Consider the following 16,540-nt stretch of genomic DNA (forward strand, 5'->3'; position numbering starts at 1 on the left):
GTTTGGTTGAAACCAAATTACAATCTCTTTTTCATTACCTATATCCCACTACGTTGTAACTCGTCCAAAGATATACGATTACACACCATCTCAAGTTATTTTAGTCGTAATAAGTTGGCCAGCTTCATTAATAGTAACTTTCCATTTCACTCCACTAGCAGTCTTCATGATTATACCTTTACTTGCCTCTATTTCAATATCTCCAAACATTCTTCCGCCAGTTGTCGCTAACCAAGCACTCCCATTTTCCATAGAAGATCTTGCAAAGATACGATTAATTCGAAAACGTTTATGATCTTGAGAATAACCACTTAATGTAATTCTAACTTTATATAACTGACTCGCCTTCATATTCGATATAATTGTATCGCCAACATTTAATGGAACATCCAACGCGATAACCCAACTTCCAGTTGTGCTTAATGCATATTCAATTTTAATTTTCTTTGGGCTCTCTCCCCACCCAAAATACATTCCAAAACAATTTAACATTTGTATTGGTTTTTTCGTAAAATCAAGTTCAATTACAACTGGATTACTATCTGGAACGTCAATATAGTTTACACTTTGTTCATCTATTAAATTAAAGCAATTTGCGAGATTCCCCCCGTAAGGCACTTTCCCACTTACTTGCTTAATCGTATACTTCTGCTGAGCATTTACTAAAATATCATCTTGATTCCCTATTAAATGTGGTTTATTTAACGTAATTGGTAACTGAATTCGAAGAGATTCTTCATAGGTAGACTTACAAACATTGTATTGTCCTTTATCTACAATAGTTGTAGAAAGTAAATTTGAAAAAAGGTAGTTACGATGCGAATTAGAAGAAAATTCAATGACAATTTGTTCACTACTCATCCGGTACGTATCCCAAATCATACAATCAAATGTATTATACGCACCTGAACAACGAATTACTTTTTTCGTTTGTTGTCTACATTGCACTTGAATATCATGAAACGTATTTCCTGAACTTTCATTTGGCAAATCACTATTTCCATCTACTTCAATCCCATACACACATCCATCAATAAATATAGATTGAAATACATTGGCGTTAATCCAGCAAGGTGTATTAATATCATCTATATACTCTGTTTTCAAATATATTGCAGTTTGAAAGTTTTTAATTTGAATAAATTTGACTTGAAAGAAACTAATATAATCCCATGCCTTTTGACAATAAAAATGTATAGCTTTTCCTTTATACGATGGAGTTGTATTTATTATATTTATATTTGATATAACAGATTGATTAGGTACTTCGATTTGTTGTGAACCAGAAACATAAATAACAGCAGATTGAAACAATGTATTTATAACTTGAATAGTACCACCAACTATCGAAGCGTTACTTTGTAGCTCAAATGCATTAAAATCCCCATCAATTTGCAGCGTTACGGTAGGATCTAACTCTAATCTTACGTTTGATTTAATAACAATCGGCTTTACAATTTTGTACGTATTTACCCCTGTAATTCTAACCGTCGAAATTCGATTCGCTACACAATAATCAATAGCTTGCTGAATTGCTAATGAGCTATCATTTCCCGAGTTTGGAACTGCGCCAAAACAATCAATGTGAACGCTACTTTCTGGCGCACAATCTTCTTGGGAAGAAATATATTCTGACAAAATAAATTCACTCCTCATATTACCTTTTTTCATATAATATGTGAGTTTTCTCTTAAAAGTTTCTATAATAAAAAAAACAAACGACCTACCCGGTCATTTGTTTAATTCATATATATTTTTCGTTTCTTCTATCATTTTAGCTAACGAGAAATACCTCAATGCTTTCTCTCGTGCTTTCAATCTAATATCATTTACCCTTTCTTCATTCCCTTGTAGTTCCTCAAGTGCATTTGCAAATTCGAATTCACAATATTCAGATATCAAAACACCTGATTCTCCATCTATTGCTTCATGTATTCCACCAACATCTATTGAAACAATTGGTGTCCCTGTAGCCATCGCTTCAATTACTACCATTGGAAACACTTCACGAAAAGATAATAAAAGTAAGGCATCCATATTCCCTATAAACTCATGCGGCTCTGAAATATTCCCTAGCATCTTCACCCTTTGCTGTAATCCATATTTTTCTATTTCTTTCATAATCAATTCTTTCTCTGGGCCATCACCAGCAATATAAAACATAAAATCATTTCTCTTTTTCAACACATTTGCAATTTTGACAAATAGTTGATGGTTTTTCTCTTTGGATAATCTAGCTAATATCCCTATTTTATATGTAGATTCTTTCTTTTTCTGCTGGAATAAAAACTTTTCAATATCGACACCGTTATAAATTGTATTTATTTTTTCTTCTGCTACATGAATTGAAATTAAATTATTCTTTTCAAACTCACTTACTGTAATAATATTGTTCACATATTTATTCATGAAATAACGAAAAAGCGTTGGCATTTTTTTTTCTAATATCGTTACATTATGTTTCGTATAAACAATTTTCATCTTTTTTTTAATAAACTTTTGAAGTAGAAAAGCATATAATACCATTCGCAAACTATTTGCATGAATAAGTTCTATCTTTCGTTTACAAATTTCGTTTCGTAAATAATAAATATTTCTCAAATGATTCCATCGACTAAGTAATATAAAATTTTCTTTTCTAGTAAGAGATTCATATAGTTCTCCATCACCTGCAGCTGTATAAATCTTAAAATCATCATAACGCAAATTACTTTCCAATTTACAGAAATAGCTCTCGGCTCCGCCAGTTATCAATTTATCTGTCATCAACAGTATATTCATAATTGCGTCTTCCCAACTACATTGATTTTATTTTTTTTATAAGCATGATAAGCATACTTACTAAAATAGTAAAAAATTTGCACCGAATTTAGTCGTTCTTGTTCCCTTAACAATTTCCAATACCGGAAAGCTGCTCTAATTTTATTTCTAGAAACAGAATTTGTAACAATTCTATATTTTGCTAACACTTGCTGTATACCTTTTGCTTCATACCCTTCATGTAATAAGTTCAGCCATAACGCTGTATCTTCCGGCTGTATACTAGGCATTTCGACATATGGAATTTTTTCACGATCAATCATCACTGTTAAACAACCGATAATTGTATTTCCTACTAAATAATGATAGTCAACAGATTTTGGTGCACTCACTTCACGATTTAATTCATTACCGTTTTCATCAATTAAACTATACGACGCATATGAAAAAGCAATATTCATTTCTTCCATAAATAACAATTGTGTCTTCAATTTATGCGGCAACCATATATCATCGCTATCTAAAAAGGCAATGTACCTTCCTCTTGCCTCTTGGATCGCTAAATTCCGAGCTTTAGCAGCACCAACATTTTGTTTTAATGATAATAACCTAATACGTGAGTCTCCTTCTATTATATCTTTAATTTTTGTGGCAGATTGGTCGGTTGAACCGTCATCAACGATAAGCATTTCCCAGTTTTCATACGATTGATTCTGTACAGATAAAATTGTCTCACCTATAAATCGTATACTATTATAAGAAGGTGTTATTACAGAAACATAAGGCGGCTCGTTATGTGCTGATAGACATTTTACCATCTATCTTTCCCCTTCCTTCATATATTGAAATATACTTCACAACAACTGCTAAAAATAAAAAGAATGCTTCGTTAATAATGAGTGACAATGACATCATCTGAAATATAAATGCAATCATAGTCAATAGAAGATATGGTTTTTCACGAAACAAAGTATGCTGCGCTAGCTTGAACATTAATATGAATAAAAACGCGCTATATAGAAGAAAACCAATTGTACCCGATTCAGACAAGATTTCTAAAAATGTATTGTGTACATATAATTTTTCATTAAATTGATACTCATAATAATTCGAAAAGTTAAAAGCACCGATTCCGATATATGGATTGGATAAATAATATTTAAAAGCAGCTTCCCATAATGTAAATCTACCACTTCCATTATCATGGGAAAAATCAGAAATTCGTTTATTTAATATGTCATCTAATTGCCCCCCCATTACACTATTCGATAAACTAAAAATAACTACACTAAACAATACTAAACTTATAATTATTTTTATTTTTTTAGCGAAACTAGACATACATATATATACAAAAACGACAAGCACAAGCGCTAGTATACCACCCCTTGAAAAGGTTAATAAACTCGTCGTAACACATAAAATTAACCCTAGAATGTTAGTGATATTTTGTAAATTCGTCATATAGTACATAAAAAATATTGTATTATAGAAAATAAAGATGTTAGGATCATCTAGCAATCCAATTAACCGTGGATATCCTCTATCAACTAATAAACCAGCAAAAATTTCTCTCTCTTCTCCACCGTATAAACTAAAGTATTGTAAACCGATTATATAGAGTATTAGACTTACAACATTAAATACTACTCCTACATAAGCAATAGATGATTCAAGTACCACTATTTCAGTATTCCCCAATAAATTCCTCATTATAAAATAGCATCCTAAAACGAGTAGCACGCCAAAAATCATACGAATACTAGCATTTAAATACATAGAAAGAATTCCACTTAAACAATAAATGAAATAAAACAGTAAAAATATAACTTCATGAAAATATAATTTTTGAATATGAAAGTCTTTAATTGTTAAACAAAAATATATGACTAAAAAAATCATATATATCTTCAATGAAAATCCAATATATAAATTGTATTTACTTAACATAACAAATAATATTAGAAGAATAATCCATCCCATCGATACTTTCATATTATTTTCCATAGGCTATATCCCCTGTTTCGTAATATAATCCTTTTTGCGTATTTTTCTTATAAAAGAAAGAAGAAGTTTTTTTAGCTCATAATCATATAGGAATATGGCAGCTAGTACAATTAGTATATTAAGAACAAGCGCAATTAAATGATATGTATGCAATATATATTGCACTCCAATAAAGGTTACACCAAAATAAATTGCATACGGTATTACAATTTGGAATACAATTTTTTTCTTCACTACACTCACTGCTATATATCCCACTAAAGCGACTATTTCAAATAAAACCATAGCGTATGCCGCTCCTATCACTCCACCAAGACTACTAAAGCTATACAGCATAACCCCACCTATCACCAATGCTACACACTGCACAACAGTTCTCTTATTTTGACATCCACTCGTCGTTAAACCGTCAGCAATAGCAATATTTAAACTTTGTAGCACAATAAGAAATGATAATATTCGGAGTGGTTCTACTGCATTGCTCCATTCCTCATGAAAAAATATAGAAATAAAGTATGGTGCTAAATGATATAAACCGATCGTCATACATATTCCTACAATCGCCATTGATTTAATTTGAAGCAAATTTAATTTCGTATGCTCTTCTAAATTATTCTGGTTATAATGCTTAAAGAGCACCGGAAAAAACGCACCTGCAATTACCCCTGGTACTTGATATAAAGCTGCCGGCATCCGGTACGCCACTGCAAAAACACCTACCATACTTAATGGCAATGTATAGTTGAGCAAGATAGGTGCTAATTGTGGCGTACTCATTATTAAAAAACCGCTAATAATAAAGGGAGTTAATTGCCAAAATAACGCTTTATGAATTACGACTTTCATATTCATTTTCGTCTTTCTTCTCATGATATATATACTAAATAAACCACCGATCATATACCCAAAAGCATATAAACGAGCCGTTACATACACCGGTAACTCTCCGAAAATACAAAAACATGTAATTATAATGACAACTGATGCTGATACAACTTTTATGAGCGCTATATACTTCATACGTTCCGTCAGTTGAAAATAGGCAATTCCTATGTTTTGCCAAGTTAATCCTATTAACATGAAAAACATTACGTTTATCATCATATAAATTAAATTTTTATCCGCATACATATAATGAATAGCAATATAACCGATGATAGAAATAAAAATAAGTAGAATCATCCTTATTTTTATATACGATGATAAAATCTGCTCTAAATCTGCTCCATCCTTTGCCCCTTCTCGAAGAAACGTATTACTAAGTCCTAAGTCTGTAAAGAATAACATAACAAACGTCACTGCTATGGCAACACTAAACATCCCATAATGTTGTGCGTTAAAAAAGTTTGCTAAAACAATTAAACTGACGGCCTGAAGAAGGTTAGCTAAAATCGTACTATAAAACAGATGGATAATATTGTTTAGAATAGATCTACCCATACAAGTTCTCCTTTGCAAGTAACCTACTTACATATGTTGTTTGTTTACATATTTATCTTGCACCATTACCGTTCAATACAATTAAAACGGTTTTACATAAAATACGGATGTCCATCCGAAATGTTTTCATTTCAATATACTCCATGTCCAGCCTCAACTTTTCCTTTGGATCAAGATTATACCCTCCATTTATTTGTGCCCATCCTGTTAATCCTGGTTTTACTATTAAACGTTCCTTAAATTCTGGAATATACGCATCAAACTCATTATAAAAAAACTCTCTCTCTGGTCTAGGGCCTACAAAAGACATATCTCCTCTTAAAATGTTTAAAAGTTGCGGTAATTCATCAATTCTCGTTTTTCTTATAAACAATCCAACTTTTGTAATTCTTGAATCATGCTCTTTTGCCCATTGTGGGCCATTTATTTCAGCATCCTTTACCATTGATCTTAATTTAAATACATTAAACTTCTTCCCGTTTATACCTAAACGTTCTTGAAAGTAAATTGGAGCCCCTGATGTTTCGAAAGTAATCATAATACAAAAGAACAACATAATTGGTATCGTTAATAGTAACAATATGATTGAAAATATAATATCAAACAAGCGTTTTACACTTCGATTCAATATGCTAGGCTTTTCTTGAGCCGGAATCGTATACAACTTGGCTTGATTTGTTTCACGAATCATGGATCGTTACCCCCACATTCAAGAATATAAAATTATACCTATTAATTCACATTCTTTCCTATTTATATCCGCTATTACTTTTTGCACTGTACGTAGTGAATCTTGTCGCTTTTTAACTGCTAACACCACTCCATCGCATTTCTCTGCAATAATGTGCGTAGCAGGAAGATCAAATACTTCAGAAGAATAAAAGAAAATGTAATCAAAATCTTCTTTCCACTTAACAATCGCATTATCAAATTCATCCATAGCAACTAAGGGCGTCCCTGTGTGTACTGTTTTTTTTGCAGGAATACAATATAAGTATTTAGACAAATTACTAGAAAAAGATTCATAATTGCAGGGGGAAGAGCTTATTATATCGTTTACGGTTATCATGTGATCACTTTGTAATAATACATGTAATTGAGGGTCAGAAAAATTCACATCAATAAGTAACACCTTTTTCTTCATTTCTGCAAACACTAGACCCATATTTACTATAAGCGAGGCAACAACCCCTCTGTCCTTCGTTGAACTAACTGTGAATAGTTGTTTTCCAGATTTTTTCAGCTCGTGATACACCGTATAAAACTGCTCTTTCATCAAATCATCATGCAAATCGAATGGCAGCTGTTTCTTTGTTCTAAACATCGACATGTTCACCTCGATATATAGATGATTTTTTATCAACCTCTGTAGGTTTCTTTTTTCTATTTGGTTTCATATTTATGTGACCAATAACAGAGACTGTTGTTATTTTCTCTAAATCCTGTTCCGTGTATATACGTTCATCAAAATAATCTCGAAATACAGCTAAACCTATCCCAACAAAAAAACTAACAATTAAAGAAATAGGAATGATCAGTTGAAATTTTGGAAACAATTTTTCAGCCTGTTCCTGTAACTCAGGATCAGTTAATACTTTCACCCCTTGTACATTTGTGTACTGTTGAAAGCTTTTTTGTGATTGCTCTGCCAATGTCTTTACAATGTCTTTCACGATTTTCGGATTGGAATCTTTTACTGTAACAGTTACAATTTGTGAGTTGTCCGTATTCACAACCGAGATTTTTTGTGCTAATTCATAACTTGATTGCTCTAATTTCAAAGTTTTTTTGACTGTTGAAATAATTAATGGGCTTTTTAAAATATCAACATACGATGTTACTAGTTGCTTATTCTCTTGTGTTTTATTTGTTGAATTTTCCTTATTAAACTCATCTAAATTCCCAACAAGAATTTGCGTTGAATATTGATATGACGGCTTTAAAACATACATAGAGATAAGAACTAAAGAAGCGGTTAAACAACACATCGTTAAAATAATCGTTACGAATCTTCTTTTCAGTAATTGTTGAAAATCTTTTATACTCATTTCTTGCTTCAATTATTTCACCGCCCTTTTCTGAATAACATCCTGCAATTCACTCTTTACAGATAACCCTTTCTCTCTTCTATCCACTTGTTTTGTTACATACTTTCCGACTCCGAATGCAAATTTTTCTACATATACATACGAAAGCATTGCAAGTATAAACGAAAAAACAAGTGAAAAAATTAAAATAATAGGCAACGGTAATATTTCATGGAGCATGTATATAAGGGAAAACAACGATATAATATGGTATAAATAAAGACTGTAAGAAATCTTCCCCAAATATAACAAATATTTATTATGTAGCAAGGACGACAAAGTTGATATTGACAAACTTAATATGACCAATAAACATGCACTTATCGCCACTACGTAGTCTCGAAATATAAAATTATTGAGCACTTTCATTTCTCCAATAAGCCCTTCATACATAAAAAGTAAAATCGCAAATAAAAACCATGCAATTTTCGTGTTTTTAGTACAATTACTATAAAAAACTATTAAATTATTTTTATACTTCGCAACTAGTGCTCCTAGTAAAAACAGCACTGTGTAATGCAATGTTAATGCATAGCTTGTTAATGTTAAGCCCGAGCGAAACAAAAATAATATTACGACAGAACATATACTAAAACTAAACAATAATAGTAATGAACACCTTAACGTTTTTCGTAAGCAAATCATCAAAATTAACGGGAAAATTATTGATATTCGCATTTCATGGACAAGTGACCAAATCACACCGTTATATGCATCTGTATTATATTTCCCAACCAATAAAATATGTTGTGCGATTAAGCTTGAAGAACTTTCAATCGTCCATGAGCGATTAAACCATTCACTTAAATAAGAAATACCATATTCACTAATTGTAATCTGGCATACAATAGCTATAATTATTGCCACAATATAAGGAATATATATTCTGCATATACGTTTTAAAAGGTATGACCCATAGCTACTATAGTTTTTTTGAATAGATTCATACAAAACAAATCCGCTCAAAACAAAAAAGATAATAACTGATTCGTTACCACTACTAAAAATTAGACGAGCAGGCGTTTCTTTTAATAGATACACAACAAATGGTTTATTATCTTCATAACTGTAATTTTGAAATGCTGAAAAAATCATTAAATGATGACCAATCATTACTACTAATGAAGAAATCCCTCTTATAGAGTCCAATTCTTCGTATCTTTTCATCTTTTTACATCAACTCCTAATGAAATGATAATAATCATTTCAAAGCGACATCTTTATTCATATTCCTCTCCTTTCTTTTCATTCCAATTTTTCATATTAAAATGATTTTATAGTATAAATTTGAGTGTATTGTAACATTTTTTGTAATATTTTGAATAGAAAATCTCAAAAATTGGTATATACCAATTTCAACCTCGAAAAATGAGTAATATTGATAGAAAAACGCTATAAAAATATCTTGCATATTTACAAAATTAAAGAGCTGAATAGCGTTTTTTCAATATAAAATAAAAAAGATAGCCTATATAGGCTATCTTTTTTATTTTATTTAATTACTGGCACCACTATATGCTACATGTCGTTTCTCAATTCTCTCTTCAATTTCTTTCATATTTTCTTTATTATTTAATAGTGATTGTTTATTTTCAATTAATAATTGTTTAAAAGATTTTCTCACTTTTTTTCTCATTTTCATTGTCCTCCTTGGGGGATGATTTATATAAAAGATAAAGAATTATCTGTGTGTTCTTATAATAATTGATTGTTGTGAATTCTATTTGAACTTCATATGAAAATCTCGTTTATTTTCTGACAACTTTGTGAACACGAAAAAAAGACTCTCTAAAACTATGTTGAAATTAATTCACTTCATTACAAAAATCACTATTTTCATCAACTTTTATCATTATATCTTGTCGAAACATTTATATATTTAAAATTGAGTTCGACATAATTTTATTTACTATCATACTGTTTACAAAAACAAAAAGAAGGTGTCACCAAGTCAAAGTTCGACTTATGCAACATCCCTCTTTCCAAACTATTTATAGCATATTTATTAATATTTCAGGTCTTCCCCAATTCATTTCTTCACAAACAAATCTAAGTTTTTCTTCATCCATTGTGTGTAATCCTTCTTCTAGTGAACATGAAATTGGAACTTCACAGTGAATTTCGGCTAATTGTAACGAAATATTTAAGTTCTCTAAATCACTTTCAATCTTCGTACGCTGCGCTTTTGTTAATGATTCTACATTTTCTAGTACAGCGGATACTGTTCCGTGCTCTTGAATAAGCTTATACGCTGTTTTTTCACCGATACCTTTTACACCTGGATAATTATCACTTGTATCTCCCATGAAAGCTTTTGCATGGACGATTTGCCACGGCTCTACACCTTTTTCTTCCATGATTTTCTCCGGTGTGTAATATTCGTAATTTCCAATTCCTTTACGCAGAAGCATAACTGTAACGTTCTTATCAACAAGTTGAAGTAAATCTGTATCACCAGTTAAAATATAAACTTCAGCTTCATTGCAATATTGTTTTGCAAGCGTACCGATACAATCATCGGCTTCGTAGCCTTTCATACCGATAACTGGAATGGATAATTTCGCAGTCATTTCTTGCACTAAATCGAATTGAGGAATTAATTCTTCTGGTGGCGCTGCACGATTTGCTTTATAATTCGAGAACGATTCTGTTCTAAATGTCGTACTTCCCATATCCCAGCATGTAACGATATGTGTTGGTTCGATCGCTTGCGTAGCTGTTAATAAGTGTTTCATATAACCATGAATCCCGTTCGTAGGGGTTCCATCTTGTCGTTTCATAAATTGTCCGTAGACACTTGTTGCGTAAAAAGCACGAAATAATAGTGCCATACCATCAACTAATAATACTTTTTTCATAATTCCTCTCCTATTAAAAAAATAATAACCTTACGTTATCACGTAAGGTTATATAAATAGATTACCATTCTACGTTTTTGCTCAACTTTGTCTATTATACATTGTTTTTGTATATTTAGCACCATTAACACATTAAGACGTTCTACTACAACAAGTATGCAATATGCCTGAATACGTATTTTTTCCAGTAGAAACAACGACAGCCTTTGCATTTCCACTAACGATATGTGAACCTTTAAAACATACATTTTCAAGCTCAAGTGGATTATAATCTTTCATCCGTTTTAATGGAATAAATCGTTTACGTTCAAGGTGATAGCAGCTTTCAAACTTCTCTATATTCGCTTCGTTTCCCGTTAACACAGACTCATTCACTAATAAATCATCTGCATAAATAATACGTACATCAGCTGGCACAGCATCTCCAGCCGAAAGAAAAATTATATCTCCAGGTACAAGTTCTTGCACTGGTATCTCCATCATTTTCAGTTCACTATTTAGCCCTGTACTACTAGAACATTCTACTCTAGATACAGTAATCGTTTCACGTTGTAATTCATCACACACACGTTGTTTTGAAAAACCTGGAATCATGCCACCAAGCTTCATCATTACTTCTGCGAGAAGTGCTCTTTTTGAAGTTAGTTCATTTCGGCCATATACTTGAATACGTTTTTGTGCCTCTTTCATTGATAGTCCGTCTCTTGTTGTTTTAAAATATGCAAATACAGATTTTACATCTCTTGTTGCAATTTCAATTAATAAATCTTTATTTTTTTGGAGCATTGTTTGTTCTTTTATTGATTTTTTACTTAGTTTATATGACGTGTTACCCACAGTTTTGTTTGCATATAACATATTATCGTCTCCTCCTTTACAACATAGGAAGAAACGCTTTGTTTCTCAATTTATCCACTTTACTGTGAAAGTGTCTCGCGTTTTATAAACGCTACATTATGATAAATATAGAGGGAGGAACAAATCGTTTCCTGCCTACATCATATATTTTTGATTTGAAGTATATGGGTAACGGAACCGAGTCAGAATTTGACATGCTCCTCACCTCCTCGTTTAATTTTATAGTTTATACTATGAAATTACTCATAGCTTGGTAACAAAAAAGGCCCCTACCCTTAAGAGAGTAGCGGCCATTACATACACAAATAAACGATTTCTAATATAATTAGAAATCTACGGACCTCTCCCTCACCGAGTTTTAGCACTGTATAGCATAGGTACATTACCAGCTACGTTAAGAAAAACCTTAATTCGATCATTCCTGTTGACCCATTGGCGTCTCTCGACATTTTTGGGCAGTAGCATTTCTCTATACAGGAGCCTCACCTAACAGAGACTTATTTTCATTACATTGAAAATGTTACTCTTATTTAAAATAGATGTCAACCGTAGCCTACAATTTTTTCAAAAGGTATGGCAAACTAACATATATAAAGTGAAACTTTAATCAGCCCTCACCAATCGGGCTTTTACGGGATAAAATAAAAAACTTTACGTTTAAACGTAAAGTTTTTAATAAGTTATACAACCAGCAATTACAATCCCAATTGAAATTGCTAAAAACATAAGAAAAAGACCGACTGCTTGATTATCTTCTTCGAGACTTTTGTTTATATTAAAGCGTGGTGTAAGCCACTCAGCTAAATAAAAGACGATAATTTGAGCCAAAATCCCAACTGCTCCCCACGAAATCATATCAAGAAGTGAAATTGAATTAGCTGCTGTCGAATATAAAACAACAGCTAACCCAAGTAATCGTCCTCCAAGCACATAGCTTACCGCCTTATTTCCTTGAGCCATTAACTTAAATTCCTTTACTTTCGTTGTCACTTCCATCAAGAACAGACCTATACATAAAAGGCCGAGTGTTACTACTAAATATAATAAAAAATTAATCATTTTTTCCCCTCCTTTTTATACCTACCGGTAAATAGTACGATTCATTTCCTGTAATCTTTTCTCCCGCGCGAATACCGATACTACTCGCTTTTCCAGCAATTAAAAACGAACCAAACACATATGACAGTTTCTCGATCCCTTTTTCTGTTTCCAAGGATACGACTGGCAGTTCGATATACTTTTGAAATATCGGCAGTGACGTTTTATATGTTTGGTGTGCATTTTGAAGCATAATATTTTCGTCTTTATCGCGAATCGTAATTGTATCTCCTTCTCTCCCAAATGAAGGTTTTTGAACGAAAGAACCTTTTCCTAAAAATAAATCTGGTTCTAAATATGTAGGTAACATATATTCTTTAATCCACTGTTGTTCCTCATTTGTATAAAAGGCCTCTTCTTCTGCTAACCCCCAAATAAGACACTGAATTGATTTTGGCTGAAGTAAAAATGCTGACAAAGGATTTATTATAAAAAGCTTTCCGGCTTTTACAAGTTGTAACAATTCCACACCTACCAAATCTCCTGTTTCAGGATCTTGATCCTCAATTAAATCTTCTATCGGATATGTTTGGCGATATAAAACATCAATCTTCGCCCCATCTTTATCGACTAGAGCATCCTTTGTAATTCTAAGTTCTGACATTGGCACTACTTTATTTTCAACATGGCATAGCTGACTTAAATACATAGTGGTATTCCAATCCTCGATATGTTCAGGATGTGCTGTAAAAACAACATTTGGATTATCTAATCCCTTTGTCGCTTCCATTACTGCTTTCGTTACACCAGAAGATAGCAATCGTTCTTGATCCGAGTTTGGATCATCATAGCCTAGATTTCCACATACTTTCCCATTCATTTGAAAGCATTCCATAATAAAAGTTGGTGTATCACTATTAAACTCAAGCATTTTGATTTGGTTATCCTCTGTTACGGCAAAATCAAATCGCGAAATTACAGATTCAGGATAAAGCCCTTTCATTCTAATGAATGATAAGCTCGCAGGAGGAAAACCAAGCTCAAGAAGCTGTTCGTCACTTAAATTTCGCAAAAGTCTAGCAGTCTTAAAAAATATTTTACCCATTCGTTCAGTCGCTAAGTGTACTTGTTCCAAAGTCTGATTTGTTATAGAAAAAACATGAAACAAACTATACTCACATTCATATAAATCCGACCAAAAATTCGGATATTTTAAATAAAATTCTTTTCTATCCCTTATGTATTGCGACATATTTTAGCCCCCAAATCCTCCCTTTGAACCGCTTCCAATTCCACCTTTAAATTCAGCAGACGATTGATACGATTTAAACGCCGATGAATTTTTAAAAGTGGATTTATTTTGATAGTATCGTCCACCATAGAAGTAATGCCCACGATAACCTGAACTACTATCATCACACTGCCATACCCCAAGTTCATCATCCCAATCCCAATCAGAACAACTATTATCATTCGGTTTTGGGGGAAGATCTTGTGCGCAACCAAATAAAGTGCCAGTCATTAAAGACGTTACGACACCACCTACTAGCCATTTCGTTTTTGTCACCTTCGCACTCCCCTTTTTAAATTCTATTCCTATTATATAGGATGGCATGATAAAGTAGAAGAAAAAGGAAGAAGAGGGATTAAATGCGCTTAGAATATCGACTTAATGATGAAACGAAAGGGTATCCTGCTTTATGGAACTACGCCAATATTTCTAATTCTGAAATTATCGCACGCATGACTTGTGAATATTTTATTAAAGAGAAAAATACTTATGTTGTTACTGCAACTTCGGTTGATCCAGACGGAACAGCAGTTATTTATATTCAAAAAGAAGTTTTCACAAATGACCCTTCAGACCCTACATACTCCTACATCGGTTTTGAAATTAGAGAACTAAGTGAAACGAGTTCAAACATAGTAGATAGTCAAGATGTATGGAACTATGAAGAAATTTTACCATCTCTTCATTCAGATATTATATATATTCAGCGAGACGGCATGTCTATGGAGTTCTCCTTAGATTCAAGAGAGATTGATGAAGACAGAAAGTGCTACATTTATTACGGAAACTTCACAGGTGAATCAAGATAATATTGATATATCTATGCAACAAAAAACCTTACGTATAAAACGTAAGGTTTTTATATAGCCCCACATATGCCGTTCTCTCTAGATGTCCATAAACCTGCTCTCACAGGTGGATGCTCTCACAAATGTTTGTAACTTCCTTCTTAAAAAGATGGCATGTTAGCTACATTTAAATATTGAACTTCCATATTAAACTTATTGGTTTAAGACATGCATAAGCTACGTACACCGTAGGAATTTTATATAAGGTTAGTTGAAATAAGACCCCCGCACGTGCCGCTCCTCGTAAATGTCCAAAAACCCGCTACTCGCAGGTGGATGCCCTCACAGTTACCGTACATCTTCCTCCACAAGGAAGGCTTGATGATGGTCGCTAAATATTGAGCTTCCGTATAACTAACATCGGTTTTAGACATAAATAAGTTACGCACACCGCAGGATGTATTATTTACTTGTCGTTATATTATCACATTGTTTCTAATGTGTAAAATACAAAGTTTTTCGAGCAATCTCTTGCTTGTGACCTTATTTTAATACAAATTATTTTTGCATGCAAGTGATTAATCTTCTTCTTTTGCAATTTGATTTTCTGGATAAGAAATCCAATCACTCCAGCTACCTGCATACAATTTTACATTTTGGAATCCAGCCAATTTTAATGCAACGATATTTGGACATGCCGTAACACCAGAACCACAATATACAATTGTTTCCTTATCTTTCGACAGATTTTGGAATCGTTCTTGTTGCCCAGCTTCATTCTTAAATTGTCCTGATTGCAACATTCCATCCTTCCAGAAATGGTTTACCGCTGTTGGAATATGTCCTGCTTTATGATCGACAAGTTCCTCTACACCAGCATAACGTTTCGGCTCTCTTGAATCAATTAATGTAACATCCGCACCTGCACGGATATTCTCTCTGACCGTTTCCATCGTTACAAGCATATGATCTTGTATATTAGCTTTGAATGTTTTTCGTATAGCAACAGGAATTTCCGCTGTTGTCGGTAGTCCATTCTCTTTCCAAGCCGGGAAACCACCATCTAATATATATACTTTCTCATGTCCTACATAGTTACATAACCACCATAAACGAGCAGCATTTGCACCGGCTTGACTGTCATACGCAATTACTGTCGTATGCTCATCAATACCAGCCTCCGAAAGCTTGTCTGCAAACTCCTCAATATTTGGTAAAGGATGGCGGCCACCATGTTCTGCTATAGGACTTGATAAATCTAAATTCAAATCAAAATATAACGCATGAGGAATATGTCCTTCTTCATACTTTTCTCTACCCCAATTAGGATTCGCTAAATCAAAACGACAATCGATTATACGGACATTCTCATCTTCTATATGCTCACGTAACCATTCGACTGTAACTATCATC

At 32.8% G+C, this 16,540-nt stretch carries 17 protein-coding genes, 2 other RNA genes and 1 riboswitch; of the genes, 1 reads left to right on the top strand and 18 read right to left on the bottom strand.

Features of this window, described 5'->3' with window-relative positions:
- Window positions 1-90: 90 nt before the first annotated feature.
- From M1D66_RS18925 to M1D66_RS18995, 15 genes are all read right to left on the bottom strand, one after another.
- Window positions 91-1,638, bottom strand: coding sequence for a glycoside hydrolase family protein (locus M1D66_RS18925; protein WP_144596600.1), 1,548 nt, complete (start codon window positions 1,636-1,638; stop codon window positions 91-93).
- Window positions 1,639-1,731: 93 nt separating this feature from the next.
- Window positions 1,732-2,781 (bottom strand): glycosyltransferase family 4 protein, encoded by a 1,050-nt coding sequence (locus M1D66_RS18930; RefSeq protein ID WP_144596602.1) that lies wholly within the window; start codon window positions 2,779-2,781, stop codon window positions 1,732-1,734.
- Window positions 2,778-3,578, bottom strand: a complete 801-nt coding sequence (locus M1D66_RS18935; protein ID WP_000237682.1) for a glycosyltransferase family 2 protein — start codon at window positions 3,576-3,578, stop codon at window positions 2,778-2,780. Before M1D66_RS18935 ends, M1D66_RS18930 begins: the two co-directional genes overlap by 4 nt.
- Entirely contained in the window at window positions 3,553-4,767 is a 1,215-nt protein-coding gene (locus M1D66_RS18940) for an O-antigen ligase family protein (RefSeq protein WP_000429874.1), read from the bottom strand. The genes M1D66_RS18935 and M1D66_RS18940 overlap by 26 nt, the downstream gene beginning before the upstream one ends.
- A 3-nt stretch (window positions 4,768-4,770) precedes the next feature.
- On the bottom strand, window positions 4,771-6,207 hold the full coding sequence (locus tag M1D66_RS18945; RefSeq protein WP_242554696.1) for an oligosaccharide flippase family protein: 1,437 nt from the start codon (window positions 6,205-6,207) through the stop codon (window positions 4,771-4,773).
- Window positions 6,208-6,259: 52 nt separating this feature from the next.
- Complete coding sequence (locus tag M1D66_RS18950; RefSeq protein ID WP_000617640.1) at window positions 6,260-6,898, bottom strand: sugar transferase; 639 nt, start codon at window positions 6,896-6,898, stop codon at window positions 6,260-6,262.
- Window positions 6,899-6,916: 18 nt separating this feature from the next.
- The gene (locus M1D66_RS18955; RefSeq protein WP_242554697.1) at window positions 6,917-7,537 is read right to left on the bottom strand and encodes a CpsD/CapB family tyrosine-protein kinase; all 621 of its coding nucleotides are present in this window, start codon (window positions 7,535-7,537) and stop codon (window positions 6,917-6,919) included.
- A complete protein-coding gene (locus tag M1D66_RS18960; protein WP_149149435.1) occupies window positions 7,524-8,267 on the bottom strand; it encodes a YveK family protein in 744 nt (247 codons plus the stop codon). The genes M1D66_RS18955 and M1D66_RS18960 overlap by 14 nt, the downstream gene beginning before the upstream one ends.
- Window positions 8,268-9,461 carry an acyltransferase family protein gene (locus M1D66_RS18965; protein WP_000833056.1) on the bottom strand — a complete coding sequence of 398 codons (1,194 nt, stop codon included), beginning with the start codon at window positions 9,459-9,461 and terminating at the stop codon, window positions 8,268-8,270.
- A 328-nt stretch (window positions 9,462-9,789) separates the two neighbouring features.
- Window positions 9,790-9,930: an FbpB family small basic protein gene (locus M1D66_RS18970; RefSeq protein WP_001228048.1), complete on the bottom strand. Its 141-nt coding sequence runs from the start codon at window positions 9,928-9,930 to the stop codon at window positions 9,790-9,792.
- A 355-nt stretch (window positions 9,931-10,285) separates the two neighbouring features.
- Window positions 10,286-11,152, bottom strand: a complete 867-nt coding sequence (locus M1D66_RS18975) for a 5'-3' exonuclease (protein ID WP_000757067.1) — start codon at window positions 11,150-11,152, stop codon at window positions 10,286-10,288.
- 132 nt (window positions 11,153-11,284) lie between these two features.
- Window positions 11,285-12,010 carry a P-type ATPase actuator domain-containing protein gene (locus tag M1D66_RS18980; protein ID WP_000964947.1) on the bottom strand — a complete coding sequence of 242 codons (726 nt, stop codon included), beginning with the start codon at window positions 12,008-12,010 and terminating at the stop codon, window positions 11,285-11,287.
- 335 nt (window positions 12,011-12,345) lie between these two features.
- Window positions 12,346-12,511: riboswitch (M-box (ykoK) riboswitch) on the bottom strand.
- Window positions 12,512-12,682: 171 nt separating this feature from the next.
- Entirely contained in the window at window positions 12,683-13,069 is a 387-nt protein-coding gene (locus M1D66_RS18985; protein ID WP_000606867.1) for a DUF350 domain-containing protein, read from the bottom strand.
- Window positions 13,062-14,300, bottom strand: a complete 1,239-nt coding sequence (locus tag M1D66_RS18990; protein WP_000084948.1) for a glutathionylspermidine synthase family protein — start codon at window positions 14,298-14,300, stop codon at window positions 13,062-13,064. Before M1D66_RS18990 ends, M1D66_RS18985 begins: the two co-directional genes overlap by 8 nt.
- A 3-nt stretch (window positions 14,301-14,303) precedes the next feature.
- Window positions 14,304-14,615, bottom strand: coding sequence for a hypothetical protein (locus M1D66_RS18995; RefSeq protein WP_000169030.1), 312 nt, complete (start codon window positions 14,613-14,615; stop codon window positions 14,304-14,306).
- Between the two features lie 83 nt (window positions 14,616-14,698).
- Between M1D66_RS18995 and M1D66_RS19000 the strand changes: the two genes are divergently transcribed.
- On the top strand, window positions 14,699-15,148 hold the full coding sequence (locus tag M1D66_RS19000) for a hypothetical protein (protein WP_001235526.1): 450 nt from the start codon (window positions 14,699-14,701) through the stop codon (window positions 15,146-15,148).
- Window positions 15,149-15,201: 53 nt separating this feature from the next.
- Here the strand turns inward: M1D66_RS19000 and ssrS (M1D66_RS19005) are convergent.
- The 3 genes from ssrS (M1D66_RS19005) to M1D66_RS19015 all read right to left on the bottom strand — a co-directional run bounded on the left by ssrS (M1D66_RS19005) (window position 15,202) and on the right by M1D66_RS19015 (window position 16,539).
- Window positions 15,202-15,385, bottom strand: a non-coding RNA gene (gene ssrS / locus M1D66_RS19005) — 6S RNA.
- Window positions 15,386-15,406: 21 nt separating this feature from the next.
- Window positions 15,407-15,589: non-coding RNA, 6S RNA (gene ssrS, locus M1D66_RS19010), on the bottom strand.
- Window positions 15,590-15,705: 116 nt separating this feature from the next.
- Window positions 15,706-16,539, bottom strand: a complete 834-nt coding sequence (locus M1D66_RS19015; RefSeq protein WP_000637556.1) for a sulfurtransferase — start codon at window positions 16,537-16,539, stop codon at window positions 15,706-15,708.
- Window position 16,540: the final 1 nt, after the last annotated feature.

The sequence above is a fragment of the Bacillus sp. PK6-16 genome (assembly GCF_056530295.1).

Excerpts from the sequence above, each read along its gene's own strand:
- M1D66_RS18930 (WP_144596602.1), bottom strand. The coding sequence starts at position 2,781 with ATGAATATACTGTTGATGACAGATAAATTGATAACTGGCGGAGCCGAG.
- M1D66_RS18935 (WP_000237682.1), bottom strand. The coding sequence starts at position 3,578 with ATGGTAAAATGTCTATCAGCACATAACGAGCCGCCTTATGTTTCTGTA.
- M1D66_RS18940 (WP_000429874.1), bottom strand. The coding sequence starts at position 4,767 with ATGGAAAATAATATGAAAGTATCGATGGGATGGATTATTCTTCTAATA.
- M1D66_RS18945 (WP_242554696.1), bottom strand. The coding sequence starts at position 6,207 with ATGGGTAGATCTATTCTAAACAATATTATCCATCTGTTTTATAGTACG.
- M1D66_RS18950 (WP_000617640.1), bottom strand. The coding sequence starts at position 6,898 with ATGATTCGTGAAACAAATCAAGCCAAGTTGTATACGATTCCGGCTCAA.
- M1D66_RS18955 (WP_242554697.1), bottom strand. The coding sequence starts at position 7,537 with ATGTCGATGTTTAGAACAAAGAAACAGCTGCCATTCGATTTGCATGAT.
- M1D66_RS18965 (WP_000833056.1), bottom strand. The coding sequence starts at position 9,461 with ATGAAAAGATACGAAGAATTGGACTCTATAAGAGGGATTTCTTCATTA.
- M1D66_RS18970 (WP_001228048.1), bottom strand. The coding sequence starts at position 9,930 with ATGAGAAAAAAAGTGAGAAAATCTTTTAAACAATTATTAATTGAAAAT.
- M1D66_RS18975 (WP_000757067.1), bottom strand. The coding sequence starts at position 11,152 with ATGAAAAAAGTATTATTAGTTGATGGTATGGCACTATTATTTCGTGCT.
- M1D66_RS18980 (WP_000964947.1), bottom strand. The coding sequence starts at position 12,010 with ATGTTATATGCAAACAAAACTGTGGGTAACACGTCATATAAACTAAGT.
- M1D66_RS18985 (WP_000606867.1), bottom strand. The coding sequence starts at position 13,069 with ATGATTAATTTTTTATTATATTTAGTAGTAACACTCGGCCTTTTATGT.
- M1D66_RS18990 (WP_000084948.1), bottom strand. The coding sequence starts at position 14,300 with ATGTCGCAATACATAAGGGATAGAAAAGAATTTTATTTAAAATATCCG.
- M1D66_RS19000 (WP_001235526.1), top strand. The coding sequence starts at position 14,699 with ATGCGCTTAGAATATCGACTTAATGATGAAACGAAAGGGTATCCTGCT.
- M1D66_RS19015 (WP_000637556.1), bottom strand. The coding sequence starts at position 16,539 with ATGATAGTTACAGTCGAATGGTTACGTGAGCATATAGAAGATGAGAAT.